At 42.9% G+C, this 14183-nt stretch carries 13 protein-coding genes; 1 reads left to right on the top strand and 12 read right to left on the bottom strand.

Features of this window, described 5'->3' with window-relative positions; translation table 11 throughout:
• Positions 1 to 52: 52 nt before the first annotated feature.
• The 9 genes from DRED_RS11745 to DRED_RS19600 all read right to left on the bottom strand — a co-directional run bounded on the left by DRED_RS11745 (position 53) and on the right by DRED_RS19600 (position 7260).
• A complete protein-coding gene (locus tag DRED_RS11745) occupies positions 53 to 769 on the bottom strand; it encodes a demethylmenaquinone methyltransferase (protein ID WP_011878515.1) in 717 nt (238 codons plus the stop codon).
• A gap of 21 nt (positions 770 to 790) precedes the next feature.
• Positions 791 to 1561: a polyprenyl synthetase family protein gene (locus tag DRED_RS11750; protein WP_011878516.1), complete on the bottom strand. Its 771-nt coding sequence runs from the start codon at positions 1559 to 1561 to the stop codon at positions 791 to 793.
• Between the two features lie 173 nt (positions 1562 to 1734).
• Positions 1735 to 2118: an adenosylmethionine decarboxylase gene (gene speD / locus DRED_RS11755; protein ID WP_011878517.1), complete on the bottom strand. Its 384-nt coding sequence runs from the start codon at positions 2116 to 2118 to the stop codon at positions 1735 to 1737.
• A 254-nt stretch (positions 2119 to 2372) separates the two neighbouring features.
• Positions 2373 to 4604: a hypothetical protein gene (locus tag DRED_RS11760; protein WP_011878518.1), complete on the bottom strand. Its 2232-nt coding sequence runs from the start codon at positions 4602 to 4604 to the stop codon at positions 2373 to 2375.
• Positions 4605 to 4643: 39 nt separating this feature from the next.
• A complete protein-coding gene (locus DRED_RS11765; RefSeq protein ID WP_420794783.1) occupies positions 4644 to 5804 on the bottom strand; it encodes a glycosyltransferase family 4 protein in 1161 nt (386 codons plus the stop codon).
• A 136-nt stretch (positions 5805 to 5940) separates the two neighbouring features.
• Positions 5941 to 6174 carry a ferredoxin gene (locus tag DRED_RS11770; RefSeq protein WP_274376920.1) on the bottom strand — a complete coding sequence of 78 codons (234 nt, stop codon included), beginning with the start codon at positions 6172 to 6174 and terminating at the stop codon, positions 5941 to 5943.
• Between the two features lie 30 nt (positions 6175 to 6204).
• Positions 6205 to 6600 (bottom strand): ATP-binding protein, encoded by a 396-nt coding sequence (locus tag DRED_RS11775; RefSeq protein WP_011878521.1) that lies wholly within the window; start codon positions 6598 to 6600, stop codon positions 6205 to 6207.
• 140 nt (positions 6601 to 6740) lie between these two features.
• Positions 6741 to 6956 carry a hypothetical protein gene (locus DRED_RS11780; protein ID WP_041274606.1) on the bottom strand — a complete coding sequence of 72 codons (216 nt, stop codon included), beginning with the start codon at positions 6954 to 6956 and terminating at the stop codon, positions 6741 to 6743.
• A 169-nt stretch (positions 6957 to 7125) separates the two neighbouring features.
• Positions 7126 to 7260, bottom strand: a complete 135-nt coding sequence (locus DRED_RS19600; RefSeq protein ID WP_274376892.1) for a hypothetical protein — start codon at positions 7258 to 7260, stop codon at positions 7126 to 7128.
• A gap of 493 nt (positions 7261 to 7753) precedes the next feature.
• Here DRED_RS19600 and DRED_RS11785 point away from each other — a divergent pair, with 493 nt between their 5' ends.
• Positions 7754 to 9415 (top strand): L-lactate permease, encoded by a 1662-nt coding sequence (locus DRED_RS11785; protein ID WP_011878522.1) that lies wholly within the window; start codon positions 7754 to 7756, stop codon positions 9413 to 9415.
• Between the two features lie 58 nt (positions 9416 to 9473).
• Here DRED_RS11785 and DRED_RS11790 read toward each other — a convergent pair whose 3' ends face one another.
• Genes DRED_RS11790 through DRED_RS11800 form a run of 3 tightly spaced genes read right to left on the bottom strand, consistent with a single transcriptional unit; the run spans position 9474 to position 14164 of the window.
• Positions 9474 to 11093, bottom strand: coding sequence for an ASKHA domain-containing protein (locus DRED_RS11790; protein WP_011878523.1), 1620 nt, complete (start codon positions 11091 to 11093; stop codon positions 9474 to 9476).
• A 12-nt stretch (positions 11094 to 11105) separates the two neighbouring features.
• Positions 11106 to 13508 (bottom strand): homocysteine S-methyltransferase family protein, encoded by a 2403-nt coding sequence (locus DRED_RS11795; protein ID WP_011878524.1) that lies wholly within the window; start codon positions 13506 to 13508, stop codon positions 11106 to 11108.
• Between the two features lie 20 nt (positions 13509 to 13528).
• Complete coding sequence (locus DRED_RS11800; RefSeq protein WP_198006896.1) at positions 13529 to 14164, bottom strand: Vitamin B12 dependent methionine synthase activation subunit; 636 nt, start codon at positions 14162 to 14164, stop codon at positions 13529 to 13531.
• Between the last annotated feature and the right edge of the window lie 19 nt (positions 14165 to 14183).

Raw genomic sequence — 14183 nt, forward strand, 5'->3', positions numbered from 1 at the left:
GATTTAAATTATTAATGCTTCGGATTATTTCTGCTAAACAATTTTTTTGCACTTACTTTATACCTACATGGACAGCAACGATACCTCCGGTTAGTTCATGATAAATAGCATCCTTCAGTCCCACTTTGGTAAATATATCTCGAATCACGGATTGATGGGGAAATAATTTTAAAGAATTGGGAAGCCACTGATAGGGACCGTCCTTGCCCACTCCAAGTTTACCTAATAAAGGGACTAGACGATCAAAATACAGATAATAAAGTTGCTTAAATAGCGGGGCACTGGGCTTAGCCAGTTCAAGGGATATAACTCTGCCCCCGGGTTTCACCACCCGCCTCATTTCGTCAATGCATTTTTCTATATTAGGTACATTCCTTAGAGCAAAGCCAATGGTAGCACAGTCAAAGAAGTTGTCTTCAAAGGGTAACTCCATGGCATTTCCCTGCATCAACTGTATGTTGTTTTTATAGGGGGTTTTTTCTATATTCCTTTCAGCATGGGCTAACATGTTTTCACAAAAATCTAACCCCACAACCCTCCCGGAAGTTCCTGCCAACTTAGCTAACTCAATGGATAACATACCTGTGCCACAGGCTACATCCAGAGCCATACCCCCGGGTCTCAGGTTCGTTTCTTTGACCGCATATCTTCTCCAGTATTTATCTCTATTAAAGCTAAGGGTAGTATTCATTAGATCATAGCGGTGGGCAATGGTAGAAAATACCCCATGCACAAATTCTTCTTTATTTTTTCCATTAAACTGTTGCACTGCGGTAGTTCTCCCTTCTTTTTAGACAACCTTACGGATGATGTCTTGGTTCAAGTATAAACTATGAAGGAGTTGTTCCAACATGGTTTTTTCAAGATGGCTTGGTAGTTTCTCCAACACCATTTTGGCCTGTTTATAATACGTAAGGGCCTGTCCATCAATACAATTTGCTTGGTTTAAGCCATAGAGCATCCCTAAATTAAGGCCAAATTCATGAAGAAGCTGTTGGTCTTTCTGTGGCGCCCCTGCTACATCTCCTGCCAGACTTGCAGCTCCCGCCATGAGCTCTGCCACTTCCAGACGAATAATTTCATTCATTAATTGGTTATCGTCTTTTAATTGTGCAGCTTTATTTATCTTCAATATGCCGCCCTCATGAATGGCACCAATGATCTCAGCTAGGGGACGAAGATAACATAGTAGGCCTGAATTACATAGGTTCGTAAAGAATTTCCCATAAAGGTAATCTCCTACTAGAACAGGAAACTGGGTACCGTCCCTAGGATCAACTGTATGATTTGGCACAGCAGCATCTGGAATTTTTTTATGAATACAGGAAGCCATAAAAATAAACTGCACAATTGCACCAAGGGACAATACCCTAGGAGACCTGCAGTTGTATAATCTTGCCACAATAAGCACCATCGCTGGGCGGATAAAATTATCTTGGGGAGAGAATTCCAAATGTGCGTATTCCCCAACATGACCAACTTTTACAAACAATTGTGTTTTAATATTATTATGAATAGTTTTTATATCTTCCCAAAAACCCGCAAATAAATCGCCTAACATTAACAAAAGCCCCCTTTTGGCGGTTAACTTATTATTACTTCGTGAATTAAGGGAGATTTCCTCTTTTAAGTATTTGGAAAAAGGACATAAAAAAACTGACGAGCCTCGCTACATCATCACGATGTGCAAGGCTCGTCAGGTCGTGCTACTCTTGGTACTAATAAATATCCCTCCTATGAATTTGCAGCCACCAAATGCGGCGCCATACCAGGCAGGATTCCTCTCTTAGTCTCCTGAGCAGACATATCCTTTGCACCAAATTCTCTGGTTAAGAAGTTGCATGCATCCCAGGGATTCACTGAATCACCACAGGTAAAGACATCAACCGCAGCGTAACCTAATTCAGGCCAGGTATGAATAGCCAGGTGGCTTTCACTAATTACTACTACACCACTAACTCCCTGTGGACTAAATTTGTGAAAAACATATTCGCGGACCTCAGCCCCCGATTCCAGTGCTGCGTTAACCATAATTTCCTCAACCTTCTTAACATCATTGAGGATTTCAAAATCACAGCCATAGATTTCAGCCAAGACATGGCGGCCCAAAGGTTTCATTATAGTTATCCTCCTCCATTTCACTTAATAAAATGTTGGAACTAACCAGCCCAAATTACTAAGTTTTCGGGCTGGTCAATTCCAACCAAAGTCAATTTTAGCATAAACTTTTGCCTTGTCAATAAAATCTTAATCAATATTCGCCTTTAAATGGCAAATTTATTTATTTGCACCTTAATTCACGTGTTTAATGTATTTAACTGATTATTCTTCCCTAGTATATGATTTCTCTCGGCCTACCCTAATTTCATTCCTCATATAATTCTATGCTTATTTTTGGGCCTTTGTTCGGATAAAACCAGATAAACCAAAGGGGGTGCACCAAAAATCATAGTGGTGGCAGCGGCTACAACACCGGAGTCGTTAAAGGCAAAGGCTACCAAGGCACCAGTAAGTACACCAATAAATCCTTTAAACAAATAGGGATATTTTACTCTCAGGTTTTTCATTACTCCCTGGGGACGATAAAACAATAGAGCCAGTATACCTAGACTTGCCAGCAGTACCCTGCTCCAGACAGTGTACCGCAAGAGTTTCATATTCATTGACCATTTTCGTTGAATAATTTCCAAAGCATAATTGGGATCCTTTAATAATAATGAAGCTGTGGTACCCATGTGGGAACGTAAATCCGGTGGGCGAGTTAGGTCAAAGGCAATAAAACCACTGACAGCCAGAACCACCAAACAGCCAACCATTAAAATGGTTCGAAAGCGGAAGCGTACACCCATTAACAAAAGAAAAGTTACCAACAAAGCGGCGGTTGCTGCAATGGTACCTCCCACGTTGGTACCCATGTTGGGTGCCGCCATTGCATAGACAGTAAAAAGATACACCAAGCCACTTAGGAGAATTAAGATTCGTCTGTTCTTTGGACAGTATTGGACCGCTGCAGTGGTTCCAAAAATTAAGGAACCAATTAGCACACCCATGTATTCATTACCGATACCATAAAAACGCGCCCCTACAATGGGGTCGTATCCTAGAATGGATTGCTTCTGCAAATAAGATGCGTTTACTAAGTCAATCAAAATCGTACCTGCTGTGGCAATACATATGAATATGAAGGGATTCAGCCCTATTTTTCGGTTAACCAAAATGGCTAACCCTGAAAAGGCCAGTGTTAATACAACCAACTGCACTGCCATGATGGCTACGGATGTGTTTGGTAAAAGTGGCATAACAAGCTCAACCAATGGAACTGACATAACTAAAAGCAGAAATGGTTTTATCATCTCGGCCATGTGTTTCTTGAAGAAAATACCATAAAGACCCATGAATAGTACGATCAGTTGTACAAGTACATAGGCTGACTGAAGAGGTGGTCTCGCCTGATAAGTACTGACCAACCCTTTATTTAGGTTGAGCAGGTGTTCCAGGCTGTTTCCTGCTAATTTTACACTGGAAGTCATAAAGGGCCGCCCAGACATTTCCGGCACAATCTGGACCCCTAGGTACTTCAGGATGGTAGGGGCAATATCGGTGTTCATAATAATACCATCCCGTTTGGTGGTCCCGGAGGTTAATAAACTACCCGGTTCAAACTGTGGTCCCACTGCAAAAATAGGCGTCAGGTTTTTATTTTCCTTTACTGCCTCTATGGTGGGAGTGGGTGTCATCACCAGTAATACTTCTTTGTTAAAATCCATCTGGCCTACAAGGTTTCCAATAAATCGGTCTATTCTATTCTTGGCATCCTCTCGCTGCCTTTGGTAGGCTTGATCGGTTGCTTTATCTTTCTCTTCATATAATCGAGTGAGGTCTCCGGTTTCAACAACAATTAAAGAAGCTCCCTTTTCCTTGTATTCCTCTATTTTAGCCAGCACTTTAGGAAAATCAGTTTGATAGGAACCAATCACGGGTTGATGTTGCAACAAAATAGAATGATCTACTGTTCCCATATCCGTAACCCCTTGTTTATTCATGGATATGGTGGTTATTAATCGTCTATGAACACCTGTGGTATCGCTGTTGCCAATAACCGCAGTCTTTTTACCAGCATTTTGCAGGGCTTGACCCAAAGCTCCGGGAGTTGCTAAATAATTCAACTCTGAATTATTTCTAAGTAATTTGCCAAGGGCCAACTGAATTACGGAATCCTTTGGTGCAATAAACCCAGTACGACGGATGTATTCATTGCTTGCCTTCGTGTCAAATGTCTCCTCTTCTGGGTTAAAACCATTGAGAGCATCCCCTGTACCAATTAAGTGAGCTCCTCCTCCTATGGTTGGGTATGTGTGTTCGGAATAAATACCTGCCCCCGTATTGTTATTTAATAGCCCTAGGGCCCCCCGGTTAGTCAGTTTTTTTACATTTTCCAACCCCGCTTCTTCATAGTCCTGCAGGGTTAGTTTATCAATAACCACAAGAATAACTCTTTCTGCCTTACCTGTGGATACTTCCGCTGTGGCAATATGAACGAAACTCAGAGTAACACATACAAATAATAAACTGGCAATGACTTTTTGCCAGAAAGAGTAAGGCAAATTCCATCCCCCCACCTATATAATTTTGTTTGTTTAATTCTAACGTTGGGTTTTAATTTTCTTTTCTAATAATAATTGTTTGTATAGATCCATTGTTTTTTCTACCATCAGATTAACGGTGAATTTTTCACTTGCATGTTTTTGCCCGTTTTGGCCCATGCGATTTAGCCGATCCCTTTCGCCTAACAACCCTGCCAGAGCAACTGCCAATGCCTCCGGGTCCTTGGGTGACACTACCAAACCGGTTTTTCCCTCTACAATTGCTTCCGGAACACCACCAACACGGGTAGCCACAACTGGTTTAGACGCGGCCATTGCTTCTAATATGGTTAAAGGAAGTCCTTCCGTAACAGAGGGCAACACAAAAATATCCAATATTGATAGAATCTCTGGAATATTGTCCCGCTTTCCGGCAAAGATTACCCTGTTTTGCAGCCCTCTCTCAGAGACTTCTTGTTCCAGTTCCTGCCGCAGCGGACCATCCCCCACCACTAAAAAAGTTACATTATATTCTTTAAGATGGGAAGCTGCCTTAAGTAAATAACTAACACCCTTTTGCGGGGCAAGACGGGCAATTGTCCCTATGATCATACTCGATTCAGGAATATTAAAGCTTTGTCTTATTTCATTAAGGTCACTTTGTGTAGTGAATTTTTCAACCTCAATTCCATTGTAAATGGTAGTTAATCGTGTAGGTGATAGATCTTCTTTCACCAATAATTCCTGTTTTAATGCCTCGGAAACTGTAATAATCCGATCTGTAAATCTCGCTAATATTTTTTCCACCGTCGAGTATATTTTTTTCTTTAACCGAGACCATTCTTCATAAAAAATACTGTTATGAACAGTAAAGATAATCACTGGAGTTCGTGCTATGATCCCTGCCACGCGCCCCACCAGAGCCGCCTTAGAACTATGCGTATGCAAAATAGTTGTTCTGGATTGATGCAAATATTTAACTAATGTATGTACCACCAAATAGTCTTTGGTTGGTGAAAGTTCCCCTCTCAATGGAATAGGGATAAGATCTACACCCATGTCATATAATTCATCCCACATGGATGTTCCTGGTGGACAGGCTACCGTTACAGAAAATTTATTTTTATCAGTATAGCGAATCAAATTAATCAGGTGGTTTTTCATACCACCTGCTGCGGGCCTTACCACATGCAGAACTTTTATTTTGGTCAACGGTTTCACCCCTGCAATAGTATATCTTCCCAATCCTAACCCTCGATATGCATCCCACCATTATTCGCCGCCTTTGGTAGACTCTCCTGCCCGTCGATTAGAAAACTTGCACAGAAAAAGACCGCCTCTATTGGCGGTCTGCAAGTTAGCTTATTCGAATTGCTTCGGTAGGACAACTTTCCGCGGCGTCCTTAGCCTGATCTTCTTGTCCATCGGGAATCTCATCTACCTTAGCATAGGCTTTCTCTTCGTCATTCCAATCAAACACCTCAGGACAAGTGTCAATGCAGGCTCCGCAACTAATGCAAAGATCCTGATCTACTGATGCTTTCATAGTAACACCTCCATATAATTTGACAACTTTATTTTGGCTGTCAATAACAGGGATTATTCCCTTTTTCTAAGAATGTTAACCATGAATTAGTGCTGGTAAACAACGAGTACAAGTCCAAACACTTTCCCCTTTAATTCTGGTTGGCAGAAGTGCTCTATCATGGTCTTCGGCACCACATAGGTGGCATTTGATTTCCACTCCTGGTGGCAGACTTATTCCTTGCTTCTCTCTATTCTTCATATGTTCTTCAACTGCGTGATGATCAAAGTCAACAGTTTCACGCTCCTCCAGGGATAAAGCCCCGGTGGGACAGGTTCCCAAGCAAAAGCCAGCTCCGTCACATAATTCTTCCCTTAAGACCTTTGCTTTGCCGTTTACCAGTTCAATGGCACCTTCTGCACAGGGGGAAACACATTGGCCACAGCCAGTACATAGATCTTCATTAATTTTAACAATTTTTCTTATCGCCATATTTATTACTCCTTATTTTTTTATATTTGTGCCCCATCCTACAAATTTAATGTTATTAAAAATTAAATTTGTCTTTGGAACGAATTTCTTTTTCCATTGTATCTATAAAAAAGTAAAAATGGTGTGATTTTCATCACACCCTAATAGTGATCTCTCCCCGTATCCAATCTTTTTTCTTCATCTAAACCAACTGTTGCAAATAATTGTTTAAACTTTAAAAAATCCTCTAGGCTCATTACTTCCGTATTGGAATAAAATATTCTTCCAATGTTGTTTACAGCCCCCCAGGTAACTTTCACAATATCTTTATCAAACCCTTTAGTCGTTTTTGTCTTAATAAATAACTTAACGGTCATTGCATCACCTGCTTAAGTCAAAATTCCTTCAACTAATTATAACAAACATTGGGAGCCCTGTATTATTTAAAAATAAAAAGAACAGGCATCCATCCCCGTTCTTCTTTAGAAATAGTTTTGTAAATACATATAGGAAAGCCTAAACTTTCCTATATGCTAAAAAGTGTTACTACCGGCAATCAGAGGATATTTGGCCGCAGCTATCAGAAGTGGAACTGCAAGTGCTAGGACAATCACTAGCACAGCTGGAATTCATTTGTTCCATTTCTTCTTGAGCCTTGGAAGTACGTTTCTCTTTAGCCATAAATGTAACACCTCCTGATCTTATAGTACCCAATCTTAGACAGATCAATCCTGTCAGAATTAATCATTTTACTGGTCTGACCATACTACCATCTGACCAATATTGTGAATGTTTTAATTTTTAAAAATATTTTATAAATGATGAAGGATTTTGACGAAAAAAGTTTAATTATATACTCAGAGGTCAGGCCACTAGATTTTCATGCCAAACTTTAAAGCTATTAAACTTTTTATAATATTTATAATAAACAAAGGAGGTTTTCAATTCAAAACATTGTATATATTTATGTATTTTTTGGTCATACCATTAAATATTCATACTTGTATATCTTCATGCCGTGTAAGTTTTTTAACTAAAATACATGTTTCCCTAGATATGGAGCTTTATAATTTTTCATTGTTATTATTACCAATCTTAGGAGGTGATTTTCAAAAACAAACTTAATAGGGAGGCGGCATAAAAAATAAGAACATAGTAAGGAGGTCCTCTAAATATGTTAGCTTTTATGGCATTTTTGCCTATTTTAGTAACAATAGTCTTAATGGCAGCTTTCAACTGGCCTGCCAAAAGAGCACTACCCTTATCCTTAGTGTTAAGCGGTGGTATTGCTTTAACCGTATGGCAAATGGATTTCCAACACGTAATCGGTTATTCTGTCTTTGGTTTCTTAAAGGCTATTGATGTACTTATTATTATCTTTGGTGCAATTTTAATTCTGAATACTATGAAAATATCTGGCGCCATGACCACCATTAACAATGGGTTCAACGGCATCACCAAGGACCGTCGTATTCAGGCTGTCATTATTGGTTGGATGTTTGGTGCCTTCATTGAAGGTGCAGCCGGTTTTGGTACTCCCGCCGCAATTTGCGGTCCCCTGCTGGTAGGTCTAGGGTTTCCTCCCCTAGCTGCAGCAATGGTAGCACTTATTTTTAACAGTACCCCTGTTTCCTTCGGTGCAGTTGGCACCCCTGTGTTCGGCGCCATGAGTACCCTTGCCGGCAACTTAAGCCAGGTTGGTGCTGATCAGGAAGCCTTTAAATTAATTATGACCAAATGGGTCGCTATTCCCCACGGTCTGGTTGGTGTATTTATTCCTTTATTAGGTCTCTGCATGTTAACCAAGTTTTTTAGCGAAGAAAAATCCATTAAGCCAGGTTTGGCTGCTGCTCCCTTCGCAATTTTTGCCGGTTTAGCTTTCGTTATTCCTTATATCGCCACTGCAGCTTTCTTAGGTCCCGAATTCCCTTCTCTGGTGGGTGCTTTTATCGGTCTGCCTATCGTTCTGTTAGCTGCTAAGTCTGGTTTCTTAGTTCCTAAGGATTCCTGGGATTTCCCGGACAAGTCCAAGTGGGAAAAAGACTGGAAGTCTGTTATCGAAGATAAAGGGGACACCGGTGAGGCTAAAATGTCTTTGGCAAAGGCCTGGGCTCCCTATGCTTTAATTGCTATTATCCTGGTTGTAACCCGTATTCCTTCTTTGGGCCTAAAGGCTGTATTGGCTGCTCAAAAGATTACCATCCCTAACATTATGGGAATTGAAGGCTTAAATTATGGTTTGCAGTGGGCTTACCTGCCCGGAACCATTCCCTTTATCCTGGTTGCTATGATAACTGCCGTAATTCATGGTATGAGTGCACAGCAAGTTAAGCAAGCCTGGACGAACACCTTTAAGCAAATTACCGGGGCTGCCATCGCCCTCTTTGCTGGTGTAGCATTAGTTCAACTTATGCTGAACTCCGGTACCAATGCTGGCAATCTACCCAGTATGATGACTGCTATGGCTCAGGCTGCCGCTGCTATTTCCGGAGATGCCTTCCCCTTCTTTGCACCTTTTATTGGTGTACTGGGTGCCTTTATTTCCGGTTCCAACACGGTATCAAACATCCTGTTCTCTTCATTCCAGTTTGAAACCGCCCGGATTCTGGCCATGCCCGAAGTATTAGTTGTGGGTCTGCAGATTATCGGTGGTGCAGTTGGTAATATGATTTGCGTTAACAACGTTGTTGCAGTATGCGCTACGGTGGGTACCATCGGTGTTGAGGGTAAGATAATCAGAAGAAATGCCATTCCCTGCTTCATTTACGGGATTATCGTAGCTTCCGTGGTGGCTGCCATGATCTACAGTGGCTTCAATCCTTTCCCACTTAAGTAGTTAGATACTATTGGTAAAAAATCCCTGGAATCAACTCCAGGGATTTTTTTATGCTTTATTAGTATTCCTTATCTGGAAAATTAATATGCTCAAGAAACAACCTTTGATACCTGACATCACTGGCTAATTCCAGATGTTTAAAGGATCTTTGCAAATACTCTGCCTCTTTTCTTGCTTTATAAGAAAGCAATATACTAATTGCCCCAGCGCCTGCTGCATTACCTACCTGCCGAACCTTTGACAAGGGCAGTCTGCCTAACAGTCCAATTCTCTTGGCATTGGCGGCATTCAAGTAGTTACCAAACCCTCCTGCCAGTTGCACACTATCAATTTTTTCCGGAGCAATCCCAGCCTCTTTTAAAACTACTTCAATACCCGCTGCAATGGCCGCTTTGGCCAGTTGCACCTCCCGGATATCTTGCTGGGTGATGGCCACACGCTCTGCCAGGAAAAAACAACTTTCCGGTTCTTTTTTTATCCTCTGTTTGATCCTAAATGATATCACCGGAGACAATTCTGAGGGTTCTCTCATACGTCCAGTGCTGTGGAGAATACCTAAACGAAGCATTTCGGCAAGGGCATCCACCAGCCCGGAGCCACAAATCCCCTGTGGGTTACTTCCCCCTATTACTGCCGCCTGTACATCAAAATCAATATTCACCTTATCAATGGCACCAGAGCTGGCTATCATGCCGTGATGGATGTTTCCACCCTCTAGGGCAGGTCCTGCCGGGGCAGAGGCGGCCAGCAATTGTTCTCCAGACTGTAATATAATTTCCCCATTGGTGCCGATATCCACCAGCATTTGTGTTTCATTGTTCTGGCCAAAATTTTGTGCCAGGGCTGCAGCCAATGCATCGGAACCAACAAAGCCGCCAATAAAGGGTGGAAAGTAACAAATTGCTTTATCCACTGCTCCCAAGCCCAGCTCAAAGGCAGTTTTATAAAAGGGACCCTTTGCGTAAGGTTGAAAGGGGGCTGTGGCCAGACCCTGCAGCGGCAACTGCAGTAGCATGTGCATCATGGGTGTATTGCCCACGGTTACAATCTCTCGGATTTGCTTTACCTTAACCTTAGCTTGGCGGCAACAATCTAAAAACAGTGCTTCTATACTTTGTAGTAAGGCCCGTCGAATTTGACGGTAATTTTCCTCACTCTGTATAGCATAGGCCAGACGAGAAATAACATCCGAGCCATAAGGGAATTGACCATTTTGGTGTGAAACCACTGACAAGGATTTTCCCTCAAAAAGATCGTAAAGGTAGCCAACCATGGTGGTGGTTCCTACATCCACCGCCAGACCCAAGGGCACACCTTCCTGCTCTGGACTGTCTAAAACAAATCCGGTCCGGTGATTTAAATTACCATTTCCGTCTAATAGAAACACAGGGTCCGGCAGAATCCCCTTGGTATTACCTTCTTCCAAGATCACCATTTCCCCCATGGGAGGCACTTCCACTGTTATATTTTGAAAAATAGGGGTGTGACAGGCCAGAACCCACTTCTCCATATCTCCCGGCCGATAAACTTTAACTCGGCACTTGCCGCAGCGCCCGTTACCCCCACAGGGAGCTGTTAGACAAATACCACCTAACCTGGCAGCTTCCAAAATTGTGATACCAACCGGCACTTCCACAGTAACTCCCACTGGTTGAAAGATAACCTTTATTTTATCCAAAGTAGCTTACCTCTAACTGGCTAATTTTTTGGCAACATTCACAGCTTCTACCGCATCAATGGCATAACCGTCTGCACCAATCTCCCTTGCATAATGTTCTGTAACTGCGGCGCCCCCTACCATTACTTTGCAGTTTAGACCTTGTTCTTTGACCAACTTGATTATTTCCTGCATATGCACCATTGTAGTGGTCATAAGGGCACTCAGCCCTATAATATTTGCCTTTTGTTCTGCAGCCACCCGGAGGATCTCCTCATTGGCTACATTTTTTCCCAGATCAATGACCTCGAAGCCGTGGTTGGCCAGCATGACCGAAACAATGTTTTTGCCAATGTCGTGAATATCTCCCTTAACAGTGGCCAGTACAACGGTACCCGCCTTCTTGGCAGGTCCTTTGGCTAATTCCGGTCTAAGTCGTTCAAAGCTTTTGGTCATGGTTTCTCCAGCCATCATCAGTTGAGGTAAAAAGTAAATACCTGCTCCATACCTCCGTCCCACTTCTTCGATTCCTGGTATCAAAGCCTTGTCCAGCAGTTCCATGGGCGACAAACCTGTTTTCAGAGCTTCATTAATATAGGAAACAATATTATCTTTATCTCCGGACAACACTGCTTGATACAAAATATCCAGGGGAGTGGAAGCCTTCATCTGTTCACCCGTTGTTTCCATTTTGCTACCATTGTGGGTCTGTTGTTCTATGGCAATGTATTTTTCTGCCCGTACGTCTCTACCGGTAAGAACTGCGGAAGCCCTAAGGGTCTCCATCATACGCTGATCCTGAGGATTTAGGATGGCTGCATCTAAACCTGCGTTTAAGGCCATGGCAAAGAAGGCCGCATTTATTAATACACGGTTAGGTAACCCAAAGGACACATTACTAACTCCCAAACTAGTGGTGATTTGCAGTTTCTGCTTAACCAGCCGGATGGCTTCCAGCGTCTCCGGCACTCCTTCCGGTTGGGCACTGACAGTTAGCACCAGGCAATCCATCATCAAATCATCTCTTGGGATACCCATTGCCTCGGTTCTTTCTACCAGTCTGCGGGCCACTGCCAATCTGCCTGCAGCTGTGGGTGGGATTCCTTCATCATCCAGAGTAAGTCCAATGAGGGCAGCTCCATATCGCTTGGCCAAAGGAAGAATGGTTTCAATGCTGTTCTCCTCACCGTTCACAGAATTAATAAGGGCTTTACCATGATAAAGTTTTAAGGCATGTTCAATGACTGTGGGGTCGGTGCTGTCAATACAAAGGGGTGCCTCTACCAAAACCTGTACCGCTTGGACAGCCCGTTCCATGGCAGCCACCTGATCGACTCCCCCCACACCGACATTAACATCTAAAATCTCTGCCCCTGCCTGTACCTGAGTCAAGGCATCCCGGCGGGTAATCTCTGTTTTTCCCTCCCGAATTTCTGCCTGTAGGGCCTTTTTACCTGTAGGATTAAGGCGCTCCCCAATGGCCACAGGAACTCCGCTGGGCTGGATGGTTACGGTCTTTACTCGACTGGCCACCCTCAGACCAAACCTTTTATTGCGACACTTTGGTTTTAGTTTTTTCACCTGTTGGTAAATGGCCTGGATATGTTTTGGCGTGGTTCCACAGCAGCCTCCTAAAATGGATGCCCCATAATCCACGAAACGTTGTGCATACTCCGCCATAATCTCCGGTGTTTCCCTAAAAACTGTTTTTCCTCCAATAATTTCTGGCATACCCGCATTGGGTGAAACCAACACCGGTAAATTAGTACTTTCTGTAAGCTTCCTGACCACACCCTCCAATTGACGGGGCCCCACCGAGCAATTGACCCCAATGGCTGCAATACCAAGCCTTTCTGCCACCACCGCAGCAGTCTCCGGGTCTGTTCCTGTAAAGGTCCTGCCAGTTTCATCAAAGGTGAAACTGGCCACCACCGGTACATCTCCGGCGTCGGCCGCAGCAATAAGGGCTGCACGCATTTCTCCAATATCTCCAAAGGTTTCAAAGAGAATTAAATCCACACCGGCTTCCACCATCGCCGCACATTGCTCATAAAACTGCTGATAAGCTTCTTCAAAGGTCATGGTGCCCAGTGGTTGTAAAAACTTACCTAAGGGTCCCACGGAACCGGCTACCATAGCCCCGTAGGGCTGGGCCACCTCCTTTGCCAGTTTAACTGCTGCCTGATTAATCTCCTTAACCTGATCACCCAAATGATAATCTGCCAGTTTTAATTGTATGGCCCCAAAGGTGTTGGTGGTGATAATGTCAGCCCCTGCTTCTAAATAAAGTTTATGTATCTCTTTAACGGCTTCCGGGTGACTAAGGTTCCATTCCTCAGGGCACCAACCCCCTGGCAGACCCCTCTGCTGCAACAGTGTACCCATTGCGCCATCAATGATGAGAACTTCTTTTTTTACTCTTTTCCTAAAAGACAATTTCTTTCTCCCCTTCCATCCTAACTACGATATTGGCAGTCTGTTTTATGGCAAAAATCACATTTTTTATGGTATTTACTAGGTTGGGAACTCCAACCTAATATAAAGCACAGGGATTTAGCCGGTATCATCTGATAATATTCATTGGTGGTAATTTTAATTTTCCCTCCCCCTGCCAAATAAAGAACCTCTGGCAAGCATTCTATGGGCATGCCCTGATAACCAGGCCCAAGCCTTGGTGTTGCAAAAAGTCCCTTTAATCTCATTTGCTGAGATAACATCCTAACCACTTGATCCGCTGCTTCTTCAACAGCAACAGTTCCCACAGCGTCCAGAATAATCCCGCTGGTCGCTTCTCCCTTTTCAAATAACTTAGCTACTTCTTTATCAATAGTTTCTCCTACGGTCACTGCTACCACACTGGCAGTGGTGCAATTTTTAAGGAAGCTGTTCTTCATCCTAAGCTTAATGTCATGGCTAATAAAAATGGATTTTTCATGAAACCTCAATGGTACCTGGTTTAAAATCCCGGTGGGACTTAAGAGCACTCTTCCCGCCTGAATAACCTGTTGTATCTGCTCTAACATTTCCGAGTTAACCTTACCCTGATCATTTATACCCAGATACAAGAAAACTTTATCCTTTGAAATTGTCACTGGTATTTGAGGTAGTAGC

Origin of the sequence: Desulforamulus reducens MI-1 (assembly GCF_000016165.1) — a bacterium.
GTDB classification, from domain to species: domain Bacteria; phylum Bacillota; class Desulfotomaculia; order Desulfotomaculales; family Desulfotomaculaceae; genus Desulfotomaculum; species Desulfotomaculum reducens.